The organism is Oceanimonas baumannii (assembly GCF_002245495.1).
GTDB lineage: Bacteria > Pseudomonadota > Gammaproteobacteria > Enterobacterales > Aeromonadaceae > Oceanimonas > Oceanimonas baumannii.
Genome location: NZ_NQJF01000008.1, coordinates 132,042 through 154,682, shown reverse-complemented (window position 1 = coordinate 154,682; position 22,641 = coordinate 132,042). Strand labels below are relative to the sequence as shown.

Genomic DNA, 22,641 nt, shown 5'->3' with positions numbered 1-22,641 from the left:
GGGGTAGGACATGGATATCCAAACCTGGACATTTATTCTGGTGGGGCTCAGTTTTGCCCTCTATATCGGCATTGCCATCTGGGCCCGGGCCGGGACCACTGGTGAATTTTATGTGGCTGGCGGCGGTGTACATCCGGTAGCCAACGGCATGGCTACGGCCGCCGACTGGATGTCGGCAGCGTCATTTATCTCCATGGCGGGCATCATCTCTTTTGCCGGTTACGATGGCAGCGTTTACCTGCTGGGCTGGACCGGTGGTTATGTGCTGCTGGCGTTATGCCTGGCACCTTATCTGCGTAAGTTTGGCAAGTTTACCGTGCCGGACTTTATCGGTGATCGTTATTACTCACAAACCGCCCGTATGGTTGCGGTGTTTTGTGCCATTTTTGTCTCGTTCACTTATGTAGCAGGGCAAATGCGAGGCGTGGGTGTGGTGTTCTCCCGCTTCCTGGAAGTAGACATCGATCTGGGGGTGATAATTGGTATGGCCATCGTGTTCTTCTATGCCGTGCTGGGTGGCATGAAGGGCATTACCTATACTCAGGTGGCTCAGTACTGCGTGCTGATTTTCGCCTTCCTGGTTCCCGCCATTTTTGTATCCTTGCTGGTGACCGGCACGGCCATTCCTCAGCTTGGTTTTATAGGACAGACCTCAGACGGTATGGAGCTGCTCGATAAGCTGGACGGCTTGTCCAGAGAGCTGGGTTTTACCGAATATACTTCCGGCAATAAATCGGGTGTTGATGTCTTCTTTATCACCGCGGCCCTGATGGTGGGTACTGCCGGTCTGCCTCATGTCATCATTCGCTTCTTTACCGTGCCCAAGGTGCGTGATGCCCGTATTTCTGCTGGCTGGGCGTTGCTGTTTATCTCCTTCCTTTACACCACTGCACCGGCGGTAGCTGCCTTTGCCCGGGTGAATATGATTGAAGGGCTTAACGGAGCTGATGGGCAGGGTGTTGCTGCCGAACAGGCCCCCGGCTGGGTGGCCAACTGGGAGAAAACCGGCCTGGTGGGTTGGGAAGATAAAAACGGTGATGGCCGTTTGTTCTACTCCGGTGACGAACGTAACGAAATGACCATCAGCCCGGATATTATCGTGCTGGCCAGCCCCGAAATCGGCAAATTGCCCAACTGGGTGGTTGCCCTGCTGGCTGCGGGTGGCATGGCAGCTGCATTGTCTACGGCTGCGGGTCTGTTGCTGGTTATCTCGACCTCCATCGCTCACGATTTCCTGAAAAAAGGCTTCAGGCCGGATATGACCGACAAACAGGAGCTGATGGCGGCGCGTATTGCTGCTGCAGTGGCGGTGGTCGGTGCCGGCTATCTTGGCATTAACCCACCCGGCTTTGTGGCACAGGTGGTGGCCTTCGCCTTTGGTCTGGCGGCGGCGTCATTCTTCCCGGCCATTGTACTTGGCATTTTCTACAAGAAAATGAATAAGGAAGGCGCGATCGCCGGTATGATCAGCGGTATTGCCTTTACTGCCAGCTACATTATCTACTTCAAGTTCATCAATCCGGCTGCCAGCACCCCGGAAAACTGGTGGTTCGGTATTTCTCCCGAGGGCATTGGTACTCTGGGTATGCTGGTGAACCTGGCAGTGTCACTGGTGGTGGCCAAAATGACAGCCGAAACACCGCAGGAAGTGCAGGATCTTGTTGAAAGTATCCGGTTCCCGAAAGGTGCGGGCGCGGCTCACAGCCATTAATTGCCATCATAATAATTATCAGGGACGCGCAAGCGTCCCTTTTTTGTTAGACAATATTGCAAGTCTTCTGCCGTTGAGCCGTTTTGTCGTTCCTGCGGCCGGATATCAACATTGGTCTTCAGGTTTATGCTGTCCTGCCGATATTTTTTAACCAGCTGGTTATTTCTACAACAGGAGCAGGATAATGGCGATTTCTCCGGTGTCAGGCAGTCAGATTTCTCAGTCAACACGCAATGGCGAGCAGCAGCTTCCTGCAGAGCAGTCCGGGCCATCAGAGCTGGCCATGACCCGCTCCGAGCTGAAGGCCCGGGGCAACCAGAGCATCGTGCAGGCCATGTTTGATGGCGGCAAGCCTGGCAGTGATAAGGCCATGAATATCCTTTATGGCGAGATCATGAGCACCATTAATGCCGAGCTGGGCGAAGAGCAGGCGATTACCCGTGAGAAACTGGCGGACAAGCCCGATGATTACTGGTCTGCAGAGAAGACAGCGGGGCGGATTGTTGACGGTGCCCTGGGCTTTTTTGATGCCTTTAAGAAACAGCACCCTACGATGCCGGAAGAGCAGCAGCGGGAGCAGTTTTTGTCCACCATTACCGAGGCTATTGATAAGGGATTTGGCGAGGCCATCAAAATACTGGACGGCCTTAGCGTATTTAACGGTGCCATCAAGGAAAATGCGCTGGCCACCCGGGATATCATTACCGAAAAACTGAATGCGTTCCGTGAAGGAGGGCGCGTCTAGCCGGTGGGTTATCCGTTGTGCTGTAACGCCTGTTGCATATAGGCATCTAACTGCCGTTGTTGTTCCGGGGTAAGGTGCAATCCCAGTTTGGTGCGCCGCCAGAGTACATCGTCGGTGGTGTGAGCCCATTCCTGATCCATCAGATAATCCACCTCGGCGGCGTACAGGCCGGCACCAAAATGTTCGCCAAGGTCTGTAATGCCGGCATGCCGGTTTAAAAACTGCCGGCACAGGGTGCCGTAGCTGCGGACATAACGCTGAACAAGGCGGTGCGGCAGCCAGGGATATTCCTGCTTCAGGCTGCCGGCAAGACTGGCGTGATCTTCAAAGTCGCCTCCGGGCAGCACCAGATGTGTGGTCCAGGGGCCATCGTTCGGTGGCAGAAATGCAGTGAGCTGATTCAGGGCGTCTTCTGCTAATGCCCGGAACGTGGTGATCTTGCCGCCAAACACCGACAGCAGCGGGGCTGTCTGATGGCTGTCGGTGCTCAGCAGCAGTTTGTAATCACGGGAAGCCTGCTGTGCCTGCCCTCTGCTGTCCGCCATCAGCGGGCGCACACCGGAAAACCGGTGTATGACTTCGTTCGGTTCAATTTGCCGGGTAAAGTGTGTATTGACCACGTCGCACAGATAGGTGATTTCTTCATAGGACGGAGCCACACAGCCAGGATCGCCGGTATAGTCAATATCCGTGGTGCCAATCAGTGAATAGTCCTGCTCATAAGGCAACACGAAGATAATGCGACCATCCTGATTTTGCAGAATATAGGCTTCACCGCCGTCATGCAGGCGTGGCACCACAATATGGCTGCCTTTTACCAGGCGCAGCCGGGCCGGGGGCGGGGAGGGCAGTACCTCCTCAAACAAATGGCTGACCCAGGGGCCGGCGGCATTGACCAGCACCCGGGCGGTGACCGTGCTGAGGCTGCCATTTTCCCGGATCAGCTCAATGTGCCACAGACCGTTTTTGCGTCTTGCCTGCGTGCAGCGGGTGCGGGGCCAGATGTGCGCGCCACGCTCTTGGGCGGCCATGGCGCAGAGAACCACCAGGCGGGCGTCATCCACCCAGGCATCGGAATATTCAAAGATCCGACCAAGGTGAGGCTGCAGCGGGCCTGCTCCGTTCAGCGGCAGCATGTGTGATCCCGGCAGCCGGTCTCGCCGGGCCAGATGATCATACAGCCACAAGCCCAGCCGGATCATCCAGGCCGGACGCAGGTGTGGCTGATGCGGCAGACGAAAGCGGAGTGGCCAGATAATATGCGGTGCCGCTTGCAGCAGGGTTTCCCGCTCTGCCAGCGCTTCCCGCACCAGCCTGAATTCAAACTGTTCCAGATAGCGAAGACCACCGTGGATCAGCTTGCTGCTGGCCGATGAGGTGGCTGAGGCCAGATCATGCATTTCGCATAATGCCACAGACAACCCGCGGCCGGCGGCATCCAGCGCAATACCGGTGCCGTTAATGCCACCGCCAATGATCAGCATATCCAGCGGCTGCTTCATGGCGTCGTTCTGGTGCGTGCGACCGCCTGCTGCCAGCCGTGATAGTGTTGCTCCCTTGACGTGCTGCTCATTGTCGGCACAAACTCCCTGTCGGTGGTCACATACTGTGCCAGCTCTCCGGTACTTTGCCAGAAGCCGGTGGCCAGTCCTGCCAGAAACGCTGCTCCCAGCGCCGTGGTTTCCAGCATACTGGGGCGTATTACCCGATTGTGTGTGATATCAGCCTGAAACTGCATCAGAAAGTTATTGGCGGCGGCACCTCCGTCGACTCTGAGTGCTGCCAGTCGAAGTCCCGCATCCTGTTGCATGGCGTCGAGCAGATCCCGGCTCTGAAAGGCAATGGCTTCCAGTGCTGCCCGCACGATGTGGTTACGGTTGGCGCCCCGGGTCAGGCCGGTGATGGTGCCTCTGGCGTAGGGATCCCAATACGGCGCCCCCAGGCCGGTAAACGCCGGTACCAGATACACCCCGTGCGCATCATCCACCCTGCTGGCGCAGATTTCGCTGTCGGCAGCATCGGCAATCAGCTCCAGCTCGTCCCGCAGCCACTGAATAATGGCTCCGCCCATAAACACCGAGCCTTCCAGTGCATAGCTCACGCCACCATCGGCACCCACCGCCAAGGTGGTGAGCAGGCCGTGCTCTGACTGAACCTTGTTCTGGCCGGTGTTCATCAGCATAAAACAGCCGGTACCATAGGTGTTCTTTACCATGCCCTTGTGAAAGCACAGCTGACCAAACAAGGCCGCCTGCTGATCGCCGGCCATGCCGGCGATGGGTACTTCCACTCCCAGGCTGGCATGGCCATAAATGGCGCATGACGGTTTTACCTCAGGCAGCATGGCCGCGGGAATTTTCAGCTTTTCCAGCAAAAAGGCATCCCATTCCAGGGTGTTGATATTAAACAGCATGGTACGTGAGGCGTTGGTGTAGTCAGTGACATGAACACGGCCTTCGGTCAGCTTCCACACCAGCCAGGTATCTATGGTGCCAAACAGCAGATCGCCGGCTTCGGCCTGTGCTCTCGCGCCGGGCACATTATCCAGCAGCCAGCGGATTTTGGTAGCCGAGAAATAGGCATCGGCCACCAGACCGGTCCGGCTTTTTATTTCGCTTTCAAGGCCGTCTGTCTTCAGCTGATCACACAGAGGGGCAGTGCGGCGGCATTGCCAGACAATGGCGTGATGGATGGGCTGCCCCGTGTGCTTGTTCCACACCAGAGTAGTTTCCCGTTGATTGGTAATGCCAATAGCTGCCAGCTGCGCCGGGCGGACACCGGTCTTGGCCAGCACTTCGGTCAGGGTGGCGCGCTGGGTGGCCCAGATTTCGGTCGCGTCGTGCTCTACCCAGCCGGCCTGCGGGTAGTGCTGGGTAAATTCGCGCTGCGCCATGCCGGTGATGCGCGCTTGCCGGTCAAACAGGATGGCACGGGATGATGTGGTGCCCTGATCCAGCGCCAGAATATACTCGGATGTGTTCATTGTGGCTCCTTGCGGGCAAGCAGGGGTTCGCAGGCGGCAGGCAGCACCGGCCGCCAGGGTTTGCGCGGGCCTTTATATAGCTCACCACTTTTATCATTTATCCAGCTGGCCAGCTCGTTACCGCACCCGGTACCGGCGGGTACCTTATGCTGCGGCTGGCAGCTGTCGTGGCCGGCGGGGCAGTGCAGCCGTACATGAAAATGGCCTGAGTGGCCAAACCAGGGCCGCAGCCGGCCAAGCCAGGGAGCGTCGCCATAGGCATGGCACATGGCCTGTTTGATCAGAGGATGCACAAAAATCCGGCTTACCCGCTCATCCTGGGCTGCCAGGGCAATCAGCCGGCGCTGATCGTCGCCAAAGTGCCGGTTAAGCACGTAATGTTTGTGGTTCACCATGTCCTGCTCTGGTATTGGCAGGGCGGTGTTACCCGGCCGCAGCCAGATGTCTGCATCCAGTCCGCTCTGGTGACTGCGGTGACCGTACTCAAAAGGGCCGCCATGTTCCCGGGCTAGGTCGGCCACCAGCATGGGCGGCAGTCCGGCTTGCTGCACCTTGTCGCCCAGGGTGTGCAGGTAGTCAATTAACACTGGCTGGCCGTAATAGCGCTGACGTTCGCTCCGTACAACCTTAAAACCCAGGCCGGTCAGCGGCAGGGCAATGGCACCGGTCTGGCAACCCGCAGCGTAGCCACCGATGGCTTCGGCCTGTGCGGTAAACGGAAGTGCCGACATGATCAGTGCCAGCAAACAGATTGGTTTCAACATGATGTGTGCCCACCTTCTTTCCCATATGGCACCATTATTTATGCCAGCGCGGTTTTTTGCTAGGGTAGCGGCTTTTGATCTGTCCGGAATGTAAAAATGACCACCCAGCGTATTAGCGTGCAGCAGTTGTTACTGCAGCCCCTTGAGTTTGTGCTGCAGCCGCCAGCCTTTCGTTTTTATGCCACTCAGACCATGGTGCTGCTGGCAAGTCTGGCGACGGTGGTGTGGTCATTGCTGGATGCGCAGCACGGCTTTGAACTGATCAACTATGTGGGGCTGGTATTTGGCGGTGTGTTGCTGCTGGTCAGTCTCTGGCCCGCCAGCTGGAACCGGCAGCGGCTAATGAACCTGGCGTTTGATGCCGACCGGCTGTATCTGGTGAACGGTAATCGCAAGCAGGCGGTGAGTCTGCCAAGAGACAGGGTGAGGGCGGTTAACAAGGGCAAACTGCCGGGCCACGACGGTGCCATTATTGCGTTTACCCTGGATTTGCAGTTGAACGAAGAAGAGCTGGATGAGGTACAACAGACGCTGGAAACTCAGGCCGAGGAGCGTTTTGCTCTGGGGGAGAACTGCTATCGCTTTGGTTTTGTGGCCAACTGGCAGCCCCGCCGGCACCTGCTGACGGCCATTAGTGTGCTGGCCCCGGCGGTGGTGCCGGTGGTCGTGGAGGAGGAGGACGACGACGAGTGGGATGACTGATCCTATACTCGAGGGGTGCTTTTTAGACAGGAGCCCTCCTTATGGCCAGGCCAGATCCTTCCCGTATTCCTCCCGCCGCATTTGGTCTTTACGACCGCTACGCTCATGGACAGATAGACAGGCGCCAGTTTATCAGTGGCCTGGCCCGGCTGGCAGTGGGCGGCCTGACCGTCACTGCGCTGGCCGAGGCGCTGATGCCTGATTATGCCCGGGCTCAGCAGGTGTCCTTTACCGATCCGGATATTCACGCCCGTTATCTCAGCTTTGATTCACCCGAAGGGCACGGCCAGGGGCGCGGCTACTGGGTTGAGCCCGCCGGTGAGGTACTGGGGCGGGTGCTGGTGGTGCATGAAAACCGGGGTCTTAATCCTTATATTGAAGATGTGGCGCGGCGTCTGGCCAAGGCCGGTTTCGTAGCGTTCGCGCCCGATGCACTGGCCTCGCTGGGCGGTTATCCGGGCAATGACGATGATGGCCGGGTCATGCAAAAGCAACTGGAAACCGGCAACATTCTGGCCGACTTTACTGCCGCCGCCGGTCTGCTGGATGAACCGGGGCAGGGCATTGGGGTGATCGGATTCTGCTTTGGCGGTTTTGTCAGTAATACCCTGGCCACTACCTTGCCGGCGCAGGTTCGGGCGGCGGTCCCTTTTTACGGTATGCCGCCGGATCTGGCGAAGGTCCCCGGCATGCAAGCCGCCTTGCTTATTCACTTTGCAGAGCAGGATGAGCGTGTCAACCGTGCCTGGCCCGCCTACCGGGAGGCATTAGAGGCCAGCCGCATCGAGTTTGAAATGCATCAGTATGCCGGCACCCAGCATGGCTTTCACAATGATTCCACACCCCGCTATCAGCCCGAGGCTGCCGAGCAGGCCTGGGCGCGTACCCTGGCGTTCTTGCGTGCCCGCCTGGCCGGAACCGGAGCGGCGTAAACGGAAAGGCCGCGCTGTGCGCGGCCCGGTCAAGGTTGGCAGTGGCACCTTACTACAGTTGTCAGATCTGAAAGACCGATACCACCTGCTTCAGATTTTGCGCCTGGGCGGCAATATTCTGGGTAGCTTCAGAGTTTTTGCGTACTGCCTGTACGGTGTTATCGGTAATGTCCCTGATGACCACCACATTCCGGCCAATTTCATTGGCAACACTGCTCTGTTGCTCAATGGCTGTGGCAATCTGGGTTGCCATGTCCGAGATGTCGGTGACTTCCTGGTTAATCTCATTCAGTACCGCTTCAGCCTGCCTGGCCTGCTGGCTGCTTTCCAGTCCTTCCTCTCTGCTCTGATAAATGAGCTGCACCATGGCATCGGTTTTTCCCTGTAATGAGCTGATGATGGTAGCTATCTCCTGAGTAGCATCCTGAGTGCGGGCCGCCAGTGCCCTGACTTCATCGGCCACCACGGCAAAGCCCCGGCCCTGCTCTCCGGCCCGGGCGGCTTCAATGGCCGCATTAAGTGCCAGCAGGTTGGTCTGATCGGCGATATCGCGGATAACCTGCAAGACACTGCCGATGGTTTCGCTCTGGTGTGACAAATCTTCAATACTGCCTACCGAGTTTTCCAGCTGCACCGCCAGACGACGGATACGCTCTATGGTGCCCTGCACCTGCTGTTGTCCTTCCGTGGCGCTGCTGTTGGCCTGTCCGGCCCTGGTGGCGGTATGGTCCGTATTGCGGGCAATATCATCAATGGTGCTGACCATTTCGGTAACGGCAGTGGCAACCAGCTCGGTTTCCTGCTGCTGGCGTTCAATGTCCGTGGTGGTGGTCGCGGCGCTTTCCGACAGTTGCAGCGTGGTCTGGTTCATGGTGCTGACCGCCTGGTTGACCTGCCCAATGACATCGCGAAAGCCTTTGAGCATGGTGTTAAGGGCGTCAGCGATCTCGGCCATTTCATCCTTGCTGCCGGTATCAATGTGCAGACCGAGGTTATGGCTACGATGAATGGTCAGTACGCTATCACGGATTTGCCTGATAGGGCGGAAAATAGAACGGCTGATCAGCATGGCAACCCCGGCGGTGAGCAGTAGCATCAGGATAAACACCAGAGTGGCGGTGCGGGTTGCCCGGTCCAGGTAGTTCTGCAGCTCCTGCTCTATGTCGGCCAGGCTGCTTTCCAGCAGGCTTTCGGTGCTTTGAACGGTCTGGCGCATGGCCAGTTGCAGTCCCTGCTCGCTGCTCAGTCCAACCCGCTCCAGCTCATCGGCATAGGCGAGAAAACGTTTCCGGTACTCAGTAGCCTGGGAGTGTGGCAGGTCGAGCGCATTGAGCTGACTCAGCAGCCGCTGGTGCAGGGTATTGAAACGTTGTACGTAGCGGATGTCATGGCGCAGCATAAAGTCTTTTTCGGCACGGCGAAGCTGCAGCAGGGTAATGAGAACCTGATCGGCTCCCGACTCATTCAGCGAGGCTTCCACGTTATGCACGGCGCGGCGCAGTTCGCCTTCCAGTCCGGACTCATGGTCCAGACCAAGGCGCTGATAGGCGGCAGCCACCGCTTTGAAGTCGGTATTGTACCGGGTAAAGCGTTCGTCCAGAGCCGCAAGGGTACTGATCGGCAGCTGTTGCTGTGCAAGCAGGGCATTCAGCTCGGTCAGGTGACGGCGGGTCTGCACCATGTGTTGCTGGAAGTCGTTCAGGTAGGCGACCTCCATGCGGGCCATAAAGTCTTTTTCTTCCCGGCGCAGACTCAGCATATCGTTGCTCAGGGTCATGGCCAGTGCCTTGCCGTGATTCAGGGTTTTAATGGTATTCAGGGTATGCGTGAACAGGGTGAACAAAATGCCCATGGCGGCGATTACCAGCAGGGTATTCAGTGCGAGCTTGTGTTTTATTTTCATCCGTTTGTTTTTCTCGTAACCGGAACATCGAAAAAATGTGGCTGAGCGCCCGCGAACGGGCGCAGGAGATCAGCGTAAATAGGGATTGGTCAGACGTTCATGTCCAAAGGTGCTTTCCGGACCGTGGCCGGGGACAAAAATGATGTCGTCCCCCAGGGGCAGCAGGATGCTGTTAATGCTGTGCAGCAACTGCTGGTGATCCCCACCGGGAAAGTCGGTGCGGCCAATACCGCCGTTAAACAGCACATCACCCACAAAGGCCAGGCGTTGTGCTTCGTGCACCAGCACCAGATGTCCGGGGGTATGACCCGGGCAGTGATATATTTCGAGTTGTTCTTCCCCGACGCTGACGGTGTCGCCGGCCTTCAGCCAGCGATCGGGGGTAAATCCCGGTACCGGTTCAAAGCCAAACATCTGTACCTGTTGAGGCAGGCCGTCGATCCAGTAGTCATCCTGTTCGCCGGGCCCTTCTACCGGCACCCCCGTCTGTGCACTTATCTCACCGGTACCGCCCACATGGTCCAGGTGGCCGTGAGTCAGAATAATGCGCTCCAGGATCAGGCCACGTTCATTAACGGCTGCCAGCAGACGGTCTGTCTCGCCGCCGGGATCAATCAGGGCAGCCCGGTTGGTGCTGCTGCACCATACCAGGCTGCAGTTTTGCATAAAGGGGGTGACCGGCAGGGTAATACGATTCAGCATGCTGCTTCCTTTAACATAACAATCCGGCTTGCGAAGCCTGTGCTTCGGGCTGTTGCGCCAGCCACTCGGCCAGCTCTTCGGCCTCACCGCGTTTGATGATGCGGTCTTCCTTTGTCGCCTGGTGACGGGCATAGATAGGGTCGTAATAAACGCTGAGCAAGGTGGCAATCCATTCTTCATGGGCATCACAGCCATGGCCTTGCTGCTGCTGGCGTACCGCCTCGGTCATCACGGCAGACAGCCGTCGCCACTCCCTGTCTCCCAGACGTTTGTATAACCGCTTCAGGCTGTCTTGCAGATAGTGTTCCAGCCGCTCAAAGTCGTCATTAAAGTGGTGCTGCATGGTTTCCACATAGTCATGGCGAATTTGTCGTACCCGCTGCTCAAAGGGCACTTCCAGCAGCAGTAGCGGGGCTTGTTGCATGCGTTCATACAGCGGAAGGGGAATAGGGCAGCGGCCGATCATGGCACTTTCGTCTTCCACCAGCCAGCCGTGAATGCCGGCCTTGCGCTGTTTAAGCCGGGCAATGGCGAGGCGGTTTTCAAAATTGATGGGAGTGGGCTGGGGCTCACTCCAGTTGCCAAAACTGGAGCCACGATGATGGGCACAGCCTTCCAGATCCAGTGATAACGGACTCCGGGCCAGCCAGTCGGTTTTACCGCTGCCGGTGAGGCCGGTGAGTACAAATCCCGGGCCGGCAAAGCCTTGCTCAATTTCCTGCAGCAGCCGGCGGCGCAATGCCTTGTAGCCGCCTTTTACCCGGGGCACCGGCCGGCCGGCCGCGTTTAGCCATTCCTGCGCGGTCTGACTGCGCAGACCGCCGCGAAAGCAGTAAATCACGCCATCCGGGTGATCCTTCAGCCAGTTTAACCAGCCCTGCAGACGTGCTTCACGGATCTGACCGGCCACCAGCCGGTGACCCAGTGCGATGGCCGCCTGCTGCCCCTGCTGCTTGTAACAGGTGCCCACCTGAGCGCGCTCGTCATCGGTCATCAACGGCAGGTTGGTGGCAGAAGGAAAAGCACCCTGAATAAACTCCACCGGGGCGCGCAAGTCCAGCAGAGGAACATCGCAGGCCAGCAGCCGGCCGAAATCGGTTTCCTGATCAGGCATCCACAACCTCAATGCGATGCTCGCCGGCTGGCATCAGTTCACCAATGGGGGCCAGACTGAGCTGATGGCTGGCGGCTGCACTCAGAAAGACGTCAATGGCATCCGGACGCACGGCCACCAGCAGGCCACCGCTGGTTTGCGGGTCGCACAGAATATGCTGTTGACGCTGGGTCAGCGGGGCCACTTTATGGCCATAGGCGTCAAAGTTGCGCAGGGTACCGCCGGGGACGGCGCCGGCCTGCAGGTAATGATCAAGGTTTGGCAGTAATGGGATATCGGCCATGGCCAGGCGCGCACTCACATCCGCACCTTCACATACTTCCAGCAGGTGACCGAGCAGGCCAAAGCCGGTGACGTCGGTCATGGCACTGACGCCTGGCAACGCAGCAAAGTCTTGTCCCGGCTTGTTCAGCTGACACATGACCTCGGGGGCCAGGGTACTGTCCTCCTCGCGCAGCACGCCTTTTTTCTGTGCGGTAGACAAAATGCCAATCCCCAGCGGCTTGGTCAGAAACAGGATATCGCCGGCCGTGGCGGTGTCGTTGCGCTTGACCTGCTCCAGCGGGATCTGCCCGGTGACAGCCAGCCCGAAAATGGGCTCGGGAGCGTCGATGCTGTGGCCTCCGGCAAGAGAAATACCGGCGTCATGGCAGGCCTGGCGACCACCGTCAATGACCTGCTGGGCCACTTCCGGCGGCAGGGTGTTTACCGGCCAGCCCAGAATGGCAATGGCCACCACGGGAGTACCGCCCATGGCGTAAATATCGCTGATGGCATTGGTGGCGGCAATGCGGCCAAAGGTGAAGGGGTCGTCCACAATGGGCATAAAAAAGTCGGTGGTAGAAATAATGCCCATACCGTTGCCAATATCGACCACGGCGGCATCGTCGCGACTGGCGTTGCCGACCACCAGGCGCGGATCATTAAACCCCGGCAACTGGCTGTGCAGAATCGTATCGAGAATTTTAGGCGAAATTTTGCAGCCGCAGCCGGCACCGTGGCTGTATTGGGTCAGACGGATGGGTTCCACTCGAGCTTCCTTGGTGACTAAGGGAAAGGCTGTATAGTACTCCTTATAAGCAGGAATCGCACCCCGCCACGCAGCGGGTGCGGTTAAACTAAATGACAGTCAGATAATAAAAAGGAGCCACAGCTATGAGCATGATTGCCAGAAAAATATGGGTCAGCGGCCGGGTGCAGGGGGTCAGTTTCCGCTATTACACACAATGTGAAGCGGAGCGGCTGGGGGTCAGTGGTTATGCCCGCAATTTGCCTGATGGCCGGGTGGAGGTGCTGGCAGAAGGCCCTGCAGCGGCGGTGCGCCAGTTAACCGCGTGGCTGCGGAGTGGTCCCGACAGTGCGCAGGTAACCGGGCTGGAAGAAAGTGATATTACCCCGGCAGGGGCAAAAGGGTTTGAAACAGGATGACGGCGGGGCCGGGGTGGCCCGGTCAGAGCCTGTTTCAGGCGGTGCCATTATCCCGGCAAGCCGGGGCAATGGCACCGCTTCAGAGTCAGCCTTTCAGTTTGCTGTCCAGCTCTTCAATTTTGGCTTTCCAGATGGCAGGGCCGGCTTCATGGGCGTTGTTGCCGTCGCTGTCCACTGCAACGGTGACCGGCATGTCTTCTACTTCAAACTCATAGATGGCTTCCATCCCTAAGTCTTCAAAGGCCAGCACCTTGGCTTTTTTCACCGCTTTGGCAACCAGGTAGGCGGCACCGCCCACGGCCATCAGGTAAACGGCCTTGTGGTCGCGGATGGAGCTGACCGTGGCGGGGCCACGCTCGGCCTTGCCCACCATGCCCATCAGGCCGGTCTGCTCCAGCATCATGTCGGTGAACTTGTCCATGCGGGTGGAGGTGGTCGGGCCGGCAGGACCCACCGCCTCGTCGCCAATGGCGTCTACCGGACCCACGTAATAGATAAAGCGGCCGTTAAAGTCCACCGGCAGTTGCTCACCCTTGTTGATCATGTCCTGAATGCGCTTGTGGGCGGCATCCCGGCCGGTCAGCAGCTTGCCCGAGAGCAGCAGGGTTTCACCCATTTTCCACTCTTTGATATCGTCGCGGGTGACGGTATCCAGGTTGACCCGGCGAACATTTTCGCCCACTTCCCAGGTGACTTCCGGCCAGTCTTCGAGCTTCGGCGGGGTCAGCTCGGCAGGGCCGGTGCCGTCCAGGTGGAAGTGCACGTGGCGGGTGGCGGCACAGTTGGGGATCATCACCACCGGCTTGGAGGCGGCATGGGTGGGGGCGGTCTTGATTTTGATGTCCACTACCGTGGTCAGGCCGCCAAGACCCTGAGCACCAATACCCAGTTTGTTGGCCTTTTCAAAGATCTCCAGCCGCAGCTTTTCTTCGGTGGTTTCGGCACCGCGCTCAATGAGGTCGTGAATGTCGACCGGATCCATCAGCGATTCCTTGGCCAGAACGGCCGCCTTTTCGGCGGTGCCGCCAATACCAATGCCCAGCATGCCCGGCGGACACCAGCCGGCACCCATGGTAGGCAGGGTCTTCAGAACCCATTCAACCACGTCGTCGGACGGGTTCAGCATCACCATTTTGGACTTGTTCTCGGAGCCGCCACCCTTGGCGGCAATGGCTACCTCGACTTCAGCACCGGGCACCATGTCGATATGTACCACGGCAGGGGCGTTGTCTTTGGTGTTTTTACGGGCACCGGCGGGGTCGGCCACAATACTGGCGCGCAGCGGGTTGTCGGGGTTGGAGTAGGCACGGCGTACGCCTTCGTCCACCATTTCCTGCACGGTAAGATCGGAGTCCCACTGCACCTGCATGCCAATTTTCACAAAACAGGTCACGATGCCGGTGTCCTGACAGAGTGGGCGATGACCTTCGGCGGACATGCGTGAGTTAATCAGAATCTGCGCAATAGCGTCTTTGGCGGCCTGGCTTTGCTCTTTTTCGTAAGCTTTTTCCAGCGCCTGCACAAAATCCAGCGGGTGGTAATAGGAGATATATTGAAGGGCGTCAGCAACGGAGTCGATAAAGTCCTGCTTCTTGATAATGCTCATGGCTTCCTCATGGGTTATCGGCTGGCTTTGAATTGTTATAATCGGCGTCATGATACGCTTCACCGCCCCCGGCTGACCAGTCTGGACCGGGGCGGAATGCCAAAATTGTCGAGTGGATTACATAATGGGACTGCCTTTGCACATACACAGTGAGCCCTTTACCGGCCTGGTGCGCGACTTCTTTTCTCCCCTGGCCGGCGAGCCCTGGTCGGTGCTGCTGGAATCGGCCTCACCGCTGGCCGGTGACAGCCGCTTTCATATTATCAGTGCCCGGCCGCTGGCGACCCTGGTCACGCACGGAGACACCACCACAGTCAACCATCCCGGTGGCTCCGAGCTCAGCACCGACTGCCCCTTTGCCTTGCTTAAAACCTGGCAACAACGGTTGCTGGGGGAGGTCAGTTTACCGGAAGGCCTGACTCATTTACCCTTTGCCGGGGGAGCCCTTGGCTTGTTCGGCTATGATCTGGGCCGGCGGCTTGAGCGGCTTCCCGAGCAGGCCATCAATGAGCTGGACACACCAGATATGGCAGTAGGGTTGTATCACTGGTGCTGGATTATTGACCGTGAAACCGGGCTGGCTCACCTTCTGGTACTGGGTGATGAAGCGGCGTTGCAGCACCGGCTGGCGTGGTGGCGGGAGCTGGCAGCGGGCAAACCGGGGCCGTTCAGGCTGACCAGTCACTGGCAGGCCAACCAGAGCCGGGAGCAATACGGCAGCAACTTTAACCGGGTGCAGGAGTATCTGTCTGCCGGAGATTGCTACCAGATTAACCTCACGGTGCGCTTTAACGCCAGCTTTGAAGGCGACCTCTGGACGGCCTATTGCCGCCTGAGCGAAGATAACCGGGCGCCGTTTTCCGCTTTTATGTCCTTGCCGCACAGCACGGTACTCAGCCTGTCGCCGGAGCGTTTTATTGCCCTTGATGGACGACAGGTGGAAACCAAGCCGATTAAGGGCACCCGTCCACGGGGGCAGAATGAGCAGCAGGATCGGCAACTGGCCGCAGAGCTTGCTGCAGCCCCCAAGGATCGCTCTGAAAATCTGATGATTGTGGATTTGTTGCGCAATGATATTGGCCGGGTTTGTGTGCCGGGCACGGTCAAGGTGCCCTCGCTGTTTGCCATTGAATCGTTTCCGGCAGTGCATCATCTGGTGTCTACCATTACCGGCGAGTTAAAAGAAAATCTGGACGGCACCGACCTGCTGGCGGCGACTTTCCCCGGCGGTTCCATTACCGGTGCGCCCAAGGTGCGGGCCATGCAGATTATTGAAGAGTTGGAACCCCATCGCCGGCATGGCTATTGCGGCAGCATCGGCTATTTAAGTGCCCACGGTCGTATGGATACCAGCATTACCATTCGCACGCTGCTGGCAGAGCAGGGCCGGCTGTTCTGCTGGGCCGGTGGCGGAGTGGTGGCCGATTCGAAGGAGAGTGACGAATATCAGGAACTGTTTGACAAGCTGGGCCGTATTTTACCGGTGCTGGCAACCTCATGACGCTGGATGAGCTGATCACCCGCCTTAATCTGCTGCCACCGCAACCCGATGACGGCTGGCCCCGTCATGCCCGGCCGGCAGCGGTACTGATACCGGTGCTGCAAGGGCAGAGCGGTCTTGAGCTGGTGCTGACCCGGCGCAGCCGGCATCTGCGTCAGCACCCGGGGCAGATCAGTTTTCCCGGCGGACGGGTGGATGACACGGATGCCAGCCTCTGGCACACCGCGCTGCGTGAAAGTGAGGAAGAGATTGGCCTGCCGCCGGAACGCTGCCGGCTGCTGGCGCGGTTGCGGGCCCAGTACACCATCTCCGGGTTTGCCCTTACCCCTTTTGTGGGGCTGGTGGAAGGGCAACCCGAGTTTGTGCCGAATCCTGACGAGGTGGATGAAGTGTTCAGGGTGCCGCTCGACTATCTGCTGGATGTGCGGCACCACCATGTGCTGAGCCAGCCGCGCCGTGGCCGTTTACACCGGGTGGTGTTTATTCACTGGCAGGGACTGTGGGTGTGGGGCATCACCGCTTCGGTGATCCATCAGCTGGCGCATCAGGTCGCACGCTGACCGGAGATCCTAATCACAATTTCTGCTTTCTTCTGTTTGCTTGTTAAAATGTTGTTGGGTTAAAACTCAAATAAACCTACAATCGTTCAATAATAGTTGAGCGATTGCCGTTGGCGTCGTTGTGTTAAACGAGTAGTGTTCGGAGTTTGCCATGATCAGCGTGTTTGACATGTTCAGTATCGGTATCGGCCCTTCTTCTTCCCATACCGTAGGCCCCATGCGGGCGGCCCATGCTTTTGTGCTGGCGATGGAGGAGCAGGACCTGCTCAACCGGACCACCCGGGTAGAAGTGGAGCTGTTCGGCTCACTGGGCCAGACCGGTATCGGCCACGGCACGGGTAAAGCGGTGATTCTGGGACTGGGTGGGTTTGATCCCGAGTCGGTAGATGTAGACATAATCCCCTCCTTTCTGGAAAAGGTGGAGAGCAGCGAAGAGATTGTACTCAACCAGATTCATCCGGCTGCGTTTCCGCGTTCCGGTGCCATCGTGTTTCACCGTCGTAAAACCCTGCCTCTGCACAGTAATGGCATGACCTGCCGTGCCTTTGAGGGAGAGCAGCTGCTGAGCGAGCAATCTTATTACTCCATCGGTGGCGGTTTTATCGTCAAGGCTGAGGAATTTGCCGATACCAAGGCGGCGGCCGTGGCCGAGTCCAGTGCCCGTCCGGTTCCGTTTCCGTTCAAGAGCGGTAACGAACTGCTGCAGCTGTGTCGGGAAAATGGCATGTCCGTCAGTGGTCTGATGATGGAAAATGAAAAGGTGACCCGCAGTGAAGAAGAGATTATTTCCGGTCTGCGGGAGATCTGGGACGTCATGAAAGCCTGCGTTAAACGGGGCTGTAAAACCGAAGGTATTTTGCCTGGCGGACTCAAGGTAAAACGCCGGGCTCCCTCGCTTCACCGCCGGCTGGTCAGTGAAGCCCAGTACAACAAAGATCCGTTAAGCGTAATGGAGTGGGTGGATCTGTTTGCGCTGGCCGTGAACGAAGAGAATGCCGCCGGTGGCCGGGTAGTCACGGCGCCGACCAACGGAGCCGCCGGCATTTTGCCTGCGGTACTGCATTATTACGATAAGTTTGTGCAGCCGGTGGATGACGATGCGTTGGTGCAGTATTTTCTGACGGCGGCTGCCATCGGCATTCTATATAAGGAAAATGCTTCCATCTCCGGTGCCGAAGTGGGCTGTCAGGGAGAAGTAGGCGTGGCTTGCTCCATGGCCGCTGGCGCGTTGACTGCCGTGGTCGGTGGCACTATTGATCATGTGGAAAACGCCGCCGAAATTGGCATGGAACACAACCTGGGGCTCACCTGCGATCCGGTTGGTGGCCTGGTTCAGGTTCCTTGTATTGAGCGTAATGCCATGGGGGCGGTCAAGGCCATCAACGCCAGCCGTCTGGCGCTGCGCGGGACCGGCGAACACAAGGTATCTCTCGACAAGGTGATTAAAACCATGCGCGATACCGGCAGGGACATGAAGACCAAATACAAGGAAACTGCCCGCGGTGGCCTGGCGGTGAATATCATCGAATGTTGATGCCTTACATGTAAGAAAGGCATATGCCGTGTCATCTCCGCGCAGGCTGAGATCCAGTACATGGAGCACGCTTTTGCTGGCGATGCAGATCTGAAGACGTGTATGGATTCCCGCCTTCGCGGGAATGACACTTTTTCGCGGGAGTGCCGTTAAATGCTAAGGAAGGTATAAGTTGTGTCATCTCCGCGCAGGCGGAGATCCAGCGCATGGAGCACGCTTTTGCTGGCGATGCAGATCTGAAGACGTGTACGGATTCCCGCCTTCGCCGATGCGTTAACGTTTCGATGCCTTCATCAACAAAAAGCCCGGCGTAGCCGGGCTTTTTGTTGTCTTATTGCGGTAGCTGTGCGCAGCCAAAGCGGTACCCGCAGGAGTTACTTAATCCGCATACCCGGCTGGGCACCGTCGTGGGGCTCAAGGATCCACAGATCCTTGCCACCGGGGCCGGCGGCCAGCACCATGCCTTCACTCATGCCAAAGCGCATTTTGCGGGGGGCCAGGTTCGCTACCATCACGGTGAGTTTGCCTTCCAGATCTTCCGGGCTGTAGGCAGATTTGATGCCGGCAAATACCTGACGGGTTTCACCACCGAGATCCAGCTCCAGGCGCAGCAGTTTATCTGCCTTGGGCACGGCTTCGGCTTTTTTGATCAGTGCCACCCGCAGGTCAACCTTGGCGAAGTCATCAAAGGAGATGGTGTCGCTGATGGGATCGTCTGCCAGCGGGCCGGTGGGGGTGGCTTTGGCCTGCTCGGCGGCCAGATCTTCCTTGGAGGCTTCCACCATGGCGGCCACCTTGTCGGCGTCCATACGGCTGAACAGTGCCTTGAATTTGTTCACGCTGTGGCCGGTGAGCGGGCTGGCAATGGCGTCCCAGGCCAGCTCGGTATTCAGGAAAGCCTCGGTGCGTTCGGCCAGTTGCGGCATCACCGGCTTCAGGTAGGTCATCAGTACCCGGAACAGGTTAATACCTACAGAGCAGATGGCCTGCAGCTCGCTGTCTTTGCCTTCTTCCTTGGCCACTACCCAGGGAGCCTGGTCGTCCACGTAGCGGTTTGCTTTGTCAGCCAGGGCCATGACTTCGCGAATGGCACGGCCAAATTCCCGTTGCTCATAAAACTGGCCTATGCGCTCGGCAGCACCGGCAAATTCGGCATAGAGCTCTGGCTCGGCACAGTCGGCAGACAGTTCACCATTAAAGCGCTTGGCAATAAAGCCGGCGTTGCGGGAGGCCAGGTTGACCAGTTTATTGACCACATCGGCATTTACCCGGGCCACAAAATCATCCAGGTTCAGATCCAGATCGTCGATACGGCTGGTCAGCTTGGCGGCGTAGTAGTAACGCAGGCACTCCGGGTCCAGGTGATTCAGATAGGTGTCGGCCTTGATAAAGGTGCCCTTGGATTTGGACATTTTAGAGCCGTTGACGGTGACATAGCCGTGTACAAAAATATTGCTGGGCTTGCGGAAGCCGCTGCCATCCAGTATGGCTGGCCAGAACAGGCTGTGGAAGTAGACGATATCCTTGCCGATAAAGTGATACAGCTCGGCCTGGCTGTCCGCCTGCCAGTAATCGTCAAAGTTCAGATCACCGCGTTTGTCACAGTAGTTTTTGAATGAACCCATATAGCCAATGGGTGCATCCAGCCAGACATAGAAATATTTACCCGGCGCATCGGGGATTTCAAAGCCGAAATAGGGGGCATCACGGGTGATGTCCCATTGCTGCAGACCACTTTCAAACCACTCTTCCAGCTTGTTGGCCATTTCTTCCTGCAGGGCTCCCGAGCGGGTCCAGGCCTTGAGCATGCCGTCAAACTGGGGCAGATCAAAAAAGAAGTGCTCGGTGTCTTTCATCACCGGGGTGGCGCCGGATACGGCCGAGCGCGGGTTAATCAGTTCGGCGGGGGTGTAGGTGGCAGAGCACACTTCACAGTTGTCGCCATATTGATCTTCTGCTTTACAGCTGGGGCAGGTGCCTTTTACAAAGCGGTCTGGCAGAAACATGTTCTGCTCGGGATCGTACAGCTGAGAAATGGTGCGGCTTTCAATAAAGCCGTTCTCTTTCAGCCGGCCATAGATAAGCGCAGCAAATTCGCGGTTTTCATCGCTGTGAGTACTGTGATAGTTGTCAAAAGCGATATTAAAGCGCTCAAAATCATGCTCATGTTCTTTTTTGACCGCGGCAATCATTTCTTCCGGGGTCACGCCAAGCTGTTTGGCCTTGAGCATGATGGGGGTGCCGTGAGCATCATCGGCGCAGATAAAATGGACCTGATGGCCACGCATTCGCTGGTAACGAACCCAGATATCGGCCTGAATGTGCTCCAGCATATGGCCAAGGTGGATTGAACCATTGGCATAGGGGAGGGCGCAGGTAACGAGAATCTTACGTGGATCGGTAGCCATAATTTCCATTTTTGTAGTGTCGGGTTTACAGAAGCCTGCATGTTACCCGAGTTTTTTTGTTATATACACTCTTCAGCGGCGTTTTACCTGCCCGGTGCTTTTGCTAAAGTGCTGCTACCCCCTTATGTGGACCTAACTGAATGAATATTGAACCAATTCGGCAGCGGTTAAGCCGTTTTAAGCCCGCCCACTGGGCGCAGGATCCGGTATCTGCCGGTTTTGTACGCAGCATCGACTGCCAGAGCGATGTATTAACCATTGCCGTTACTCTGCCTTTTGCCGATTTGGCCGTGGCGGAGCAGCTTAACGGTCTTAATGACGAACTGTGTGAGCTGGCCGGCGCGCACCGTGTTGACTGGCAGCTGCATCTTGATGTGGCCACGCTGGCCCATGCCAATGACGCACCGGCGTTGTCCGGCGTACGCAATATTATTGCGGTGTCGTCGGGCAAGGGCGGGGTTGGCAAGTCGACAACGGCGGTCAACCTGGCGCTGGCGCTGAGCCGGTTGGGTGGCCGGGTGGGCCTGCTGGATGCCGATATCTACGGGCCGTCCATTCCCATGATGCTGGGGGTGGCCGGAGAACGTCCGGCCAGCGATGATGGTAAAACCATGGCGCCGGTGCAGGCCCACGGTGTAAAAGCCAACAGCATCGGTTTTCTGGTCGGTGCCAACGATGCCACTGTGTGGCGTGGCCCCATGGCCAGCAAGGCATTGGAGCAGATCCTGCGGGAAACCCGCTGGGGTGAGCTGGATTATCTGGTGGTGGATCTGCCGCCGGGCACCGGTGATATTCAGCTAACCATTGCTCAGCAGGTGCCGACCACGGCAGCGGTGGTGGTGACCACGCCGCAGAACGTGGCCCTGGCCGATGCGGTAAAAGGCATTAATATGTTCGGCAAGGTCAATATTCCGGTGCTGGGCGTGGTGGAAAACATGAGCTATCACCAGTGCAGCCAGTGCGGCCACAAAGAGAACCTGTTTGGTGAAGGCGGCGGCGGTCACCTGTGCAATGAACATGGTGTGCCTTTGCTCGGACAAATGCCGCTGAATGCCACCCTGTGCCAGCAGATGGACGCGGGCACCCCCGTGATGGTGGTTGATCCGGGCAGCGAAGTGGCCGGGCGCTACCTTGATATGGCTGCCCGGCTGGCTGCCAGCCTGTATTTCTCCGGCAAAAAGGTGCCTACTACCCTTTATACCCGGCTGGTATAAGCCTGCTGTTGCTCCGGTGCAGACAGCTGCCTGCACCGGTTTCTTATTTTGGTTTTAGGAGTCTTCATGCGTCTTTGCGATCGGGACATTAAGCAATATCTGGCCGAAGGCCGAATCAAGATTGATCCCGCCCCGGCAGAGGAGCGGATCAGTGGCGTGAGTGTGGATGTACTGCTGGGTAACGCTTTTCGCGTGTTTCAGGATCACACTGCCCCTTATATCGATCTCAGCGGCCCCAAAGGGCAGGTGCAGGAGCAGATTAACCGGGTGATGAGCGACGAGATCCTGATTGAAGACGGCGAAGCCTTCTTTCTGCACCCGGGAGAGCTGGCGCTGGCGGTAACGCACGAGTCTGTTACTCTGCCCGACGATATTGTGGGCTGGCTGGATGGCCGCTCGTCGCTGGCGCGGCTGGGCCTGATGGTGCACGTGACTGCGCACCGGATTGATCCGGGCTGGAGCGGCCGCATTGTGCTGGAGTTTTACAACAGCGGTAAGCTGCCGCTGGCGCTGCGCCCCCAAATGGTGATTGGAGCGCTTAACTTTGAAACCATGTCGGGCCCGGCGGAGCATCCTTACATGAGCCGTGCCAGCGCCAAATATAAATCTCAGCAAGGTGCTGACGCCAGCCGTATCAACCAGGATTGATACGGCCGGAGAGCGTGGCACAGAAGCGGTAAGTGATGGCGTTTATCAAGGACTCGCCGGCGTGATTGAGAGGGTGTCAACAGTGAGAGAGGGTCCGGCTCGCAGGCCGGAGTACTCGTCATATTGTATTGTGCTAAATGAACCTTTGGTAAGACAGGGGAAGGTTGGTTTACACGCATAAACGGG

19 protein-coding genes are annotated in these 22,641 nt (G+C 57.8%); 10 read left to right on the top strand and 9 right to left on the bottom strand.

The genetic code is table 11. From position 1 onward, the window contains the following. Positions 1–10 precede the first annotated feature (10 nt). Complete coding sequence (locus B6S09_RS10960) at positions 11–1,711, top strand: sodium:solute symporter family protein (protein WP_094278526.1); 1,701 nt, start codon at positions 11–13, stop codon at positions 1,709–1,711. 184 nt (positions 1,712–1,895) lie between these two features. Further along, positions 1,896–2,456: a DUF5610 domain-containing protein gene (locus B6S09_RS10955; RefSeq protein WP_094278525.1), complete on the top strand. Its 561-nt coding sequence runs from the start codon at positions 1,896–1,898 to the stop codon at positions 2,454–2,456. Between the two features lie 8 nt (positions 2,457–2,464). On the opposite strand, the gene glpD is transcribed toward B6S09_RS10955, so the two are convergent. The 3 genes from glpD to B6S09_RS10940 are packed head-to-tail and all read right to left on the bottom strand — an operon-like array spanning position 2,465 to position 6,203. Then, positions 2,465–3,958, bottom strand: a complete 1,494-nt coding sequence (glpD, locus tag B6S09_RS10950; protein ID WP_094278524.1) for a glycerol-3-phosphate dehydrogenase — start codon at positions 3,956–3,958, stop codon at positions 2,465–2,467. Continuing rightward, positions 3,955–5,439, bottom strand: a complete 1,485-nt coding sequence (gene glpK, locus B6S09_RS10945) for a glycerol kinase GlpK (protein WP_094278523.1) — start codon at positions 5,437–5,439, stop codon at positions 3,955–3,957. Before glpK ends, glpD begins: the two co-directional genes overlap by 4 nt. Then, positions 5,436–6,203 carry a penicillin-insensitive murein endopeptidase gene (locus tag B6S09_RS10940; RefSeq protein ID WP_094278522.1) on the bottom strand — a complete coding sequence of 256 codons (768 nt, stop codon included), beginning with the start codon at positions 6,201–6,203 and terminating at the stop codon, positions 5,436–5,438. Before B6S09_RS10940 ends, glpK begins: the two co-directional genes overlap by 4 nt. Before the next feature lie 96 nt (positions 6,204–6,299). Here B6S09_RS10940 and B6S09_RS10935 point away from each other — a divergent pair, with 96 nt between their 5' ends. Beyond that, on the top strand, positions 6,300–6,905 hold the full coding sequence (locus tag B6S09_RS10935) for a YdbT family protein (protein ID WP_094278521.1): 606 nt from the start codon (positions 6,300–6,302) through the stop codon (positions 6,903–6,905). Between the two features lie 41 nt (positions 6,906–6,946). Further along, on the top strand, positions 6,947–7,837 hold the full coding sequence (locus B6S09_RS10930; RefSeq protein ID WP_094278520.1) for a dienelactone hydrolase family protein: 891 nt from the start codon (positions 6,947–6,949) through the stop codon (positions 7,835–7,837). Positions 7,838–7,898: 61 nt separating this feature from the next. On the opposite strand, the gene B6S09_RS10925 is transcribed toward B6S09_RS10930, so the two are convergent. The 4 genes from B6S09_RS10925 to selD all read right to left on the bottom strand — a co-directional run bounded on the left by B6S09_RS10925 (position 7,899) and on the right by selD (position 12,586). Beyond that, on the bottom strand, positions 7,899–9,740 hold the full coding sequence (locus B6S09_RS10925) for a methyl-accepting chemotaxis protein (RefSeq protein WP_094278519.1): 1,842 nt from the start codon (positions 9,738–9,740) through the stop codon (positions 7,899–7,901). Positions 9,741–9,809: 69 nt separating this feature from the next. Next, positions 9,810–10,442, bottom strand: coding sequence for an MBL fold metallo-hydrolase (locus B6S09_RS10920; protein WP_094278518.1), 633 nt, complete (start codon positions 10,440–10,442; stop codon positions 9,810–9,812). Positions 10,443–10,452: 10 nt separating this feature from the next. Further along, the gene (mnmH, locus tag B6S09_RS10915) at positions 10,453–11,556 is read right to left on the bottom strand and encodes a tRNA 2-selenouridine(34) synthase MnmH (protein WP_094278517.1); all 1,104 of its coding nucleotides are present in this window, start codon (positions 11,554–11,556) and stop codon (positions 10,453–10,455) included. Next, positions 11,549–12,586: a selenide, water dikinase SelD gene (gene selD, locus B6S09_RS10910; protein ID WP_094278516.1), complete on the bottom strand. Its 1,038-nt coding sequence runs from the start codon at positions 12,584–12,586 to the stop codon at positions 11,549–11,551. Before selD ends, mnmH begins: the two co-directional genes overlap by 8 nt. Positions 12,587–12,711: 125 nt before the next feature. On the opposite strand from selD, the gene yccX reads away from it, so the two are divergent. After that, on the top strand, positions 12,712–12,984 hold the full coding sequence (gene yccX / locus B6S09_RS10905) for an acylphosphatase (protein ID WP_094278515.1): 273 nt from the start codon (positions 12,712–12,714) through the stop codon (positions 12,982–12,984). Between the two features lie 85 nt (positions 12,985–13,069). Here yccX and B6S09_RS10900 read toward each other — a convergent pair whose 3' ends face one another. Continuing rightward, the gene (locus B6S09_RS10900) at positions 13,070–14,590 is read right to left on the bottom strand and encodes a fumarate hydratase (protein ID WP_094278514.1); all 1,521 of its coding nucleotides are present in this window, start codon (positions 14,588–14,590) and stop codon (positions 13,070–13,072) included. Between the two features lie 124 nt (positions 14,591–14,714). Here B6S09_RS10900 and pabB point away from each other — a divergent pair, with 124 nt between their 5' ends. From pabB to B6S09_RS10885, 3 genes are all read left to right on the top strand, one after another. After that, a complete protein-coding gene (gene pabB / locus B6S09_RS10895; RefSeq protein WP_094278513.1) occupies positions 14,715–16,091 on the top strand; it encodes an aminodeoxychorismate synthase component I in 1,377 nt (458 codons plus the stop codon). Beyond that, a complete protein-coding gene (locus tag B6S09_RS10890; protein WP_094278512.1) occupies positions 16,088–16,651 on the top strand; it encodes a CoA pyrophosphatase in 564 nt (187 codons plus the stop codon). The genes pabB and B6S09_RS10890 overlap by 4 nt, the downstream gene beginning before the upstream one ends. A gap of 151 nt (positions 16,652–16,802) precedes the next feature. Continuing rightward, on the top strand, positions 16,803–18,185 hold the full coding sequence (locus tag B6S09_RS10885; protein WP_094278511.1) for an L-serine ammonia-lyase: 1,383 nt from the start codon (positions 16,803–16,805) through the stop codon (positions 18,183–18,185). A 374-nt stretch (positions 18,186–18,559) separates the two neighbouring features. On the opposite strand, the gene metG is transcribed toward B6S09_RS10885, so the two are convergent. After that, positions 18,560–20,593 (bottom strand): methionine--tRNA ligase, encoded by a 2,034-nt coding sequence (gene metG / locus B6S09_RS10880; RefSeq protein WP_094278584.1) that lies wholly within the window; start codon positions 20,591–20,593, stop codon positions 18,560–18,562. 140 nt (positions 20,594–20,733) lie between these two features. On the opposite strand from metG, the gene apbC reads away from it, so the two are divergent. Together apbC and dcd are read left to right on the top strand one after the other, a co-directional pair. Further along, positions 20,734–21,807, top strand: coding sequence for an iron-sulfur cluster carrier protein ApbC (gene apbC / locus B6S09_RS10875; RefSeq protein WP_094278510.1), 1,074 nt, complete (start codon positions 20,734–20,736; stop codon positions 21,805–21,807). A 66-nt stretch (positions 21,808–21,873) separates the two neighbouring features. Next, the gene (gene dcd, locus B6S09_RS10870; RefSeq protein WP_094278509.1) at positions 21,874–22,455 is read left to right on the top strand and encodes a dCTP deaminase; all 582 of its coding nucleotides are present in this window, start codon (positions 21,874–21,876) and stop codon (positions 22,453–22,455) included. Positions 22,456–22,641 lie beyond the last annotated feature (186 nt).

Excerpts from the sequence above, each read along its gene's own strand:
- B6S09_RS10960 (WP_094278526.1), top strand. The coding sequence starts at position 11 with ATGGATATCCAAACCTGGACATTTATTCTGGTGGGGCTCAGTTTTGCC.
- metG (WP_094278584.1), bottom strand. The coding sequence starts at position 20,593 with ATGGCTACCGATCCACGTAAGATTCTCGTTACCTGCGCCCTCCCCTAT.
- B6S09_RS10935 (WP_094278521.1), top strand. The coding sequence starts at position 6,300 with ATGACCACCCAGCGTATTAGCGTGCAGCAGTTGTTACTGCAGCCCCTT.
- glpK (WP_094278523.1), bottom strand. The coding sequence starts at position 5,439 with ATGAACACATCCGAGTATATTCTGGCGCTGGATCAGGGCACCACATCA.
- glpD (WP_094278524.1), bottom strand. The coding sequence starts at position 3,958 with ATGAAGCAGCCGCTGGATATGCTGATCATTGGCGGTGGCATTAACGGC.
- B6S09_RS10920 (WP_094278518.1), bottom strand. The coding sequence starts at position 10,442 with ATGCTGAATCGTATTACCCTGCCGGTCACCCCCTTTATGCAAAACTGC.
- mnmH (WP_094278517.1), bottom strand. The coding sequence starts at position 11,556 with ATGCCTGATCAGGAAACCGATTTCGGCCGGCTGCTGGCCTGCGATGTT.
- B6S09_RS10930 (WP_094278520.1), top strand. The coding sequence starts at position 6,947 with ATGGCCAGGCCAGATCCTTCCCGTATTCCTCCCGCCGCATTTGGTCTT.
- B6S09_RS10890 (WP_094278512.1), top strand. The coding sequence starts at position 16,088 with ATGACGCTGGATGAGCTGATCACCCGCCTTAATCTGCTGCCACCGCAA.
- pabB (WP_094278513.1), top strand. The coding sequence starts at position 14,715 with ATGGGACTGCCTTTGCACATACACAGTGAGCCCTTTACCGGCCTGGTG.
- B6S09_RS10900 (WP_094278514.1), bottom strand. The coding sequence starts at position 14,590 with ATGAGCATTATCAAGAAGCAGGACTTTATCGACTCCGTTGCTGACGCC.
- B6S09_RS10925 (WP_094278519.1), bottom strand. The coding sequence starts at position 9,740 with ATGAAAATAAAACACAAGCTCGCACTGAATACCCTGCTGGTAATCGCC.
- yccX (WP_094278515.1), top strand. The coding sequence starts at position 12,712 with ATGAGCATGATTGCCAGAAAAATATGGGTCAGCGGCCGGGTGCAGGGG.
- B6S09_RS10885 (WP_094278511.1), top strand. The coding sequence starts at position 16,803 with ATGATCAGCGTGTTTGACATGTTCAGTATCGGTATCGGCCCTTCTTCT.
- apbC (WP_094278510.1), top strand. The coding sequence starts at position 20,734 with ATGAATATTGAACCAATTCGGCAGCGGTTAAGCCGTTTTAAGCCCGCC.
- B6S09_RS10940 (WP_094278522.1), bottom strand. The coding sequence starts at position 6,203 with ATGTTGAAACCAATCTGTTTGCTGGCACTGATCATGTCGGCACTTCCG.
- dcd (WP_094278509.1), top strand. The coding sequence starts at position 21,874 with ATGCGTCTTTGCGATCGGGACATTAAGCAATATCTGGCCGAAGGCCGA.
- B6S09_RS10955 (WP_094278525.1), top strand. The coding sequence starts at position 1,896 with ATGGCGATTTCTCCGGTGTCAGGCAGTCAGATTTCTCAGTCAACACGC.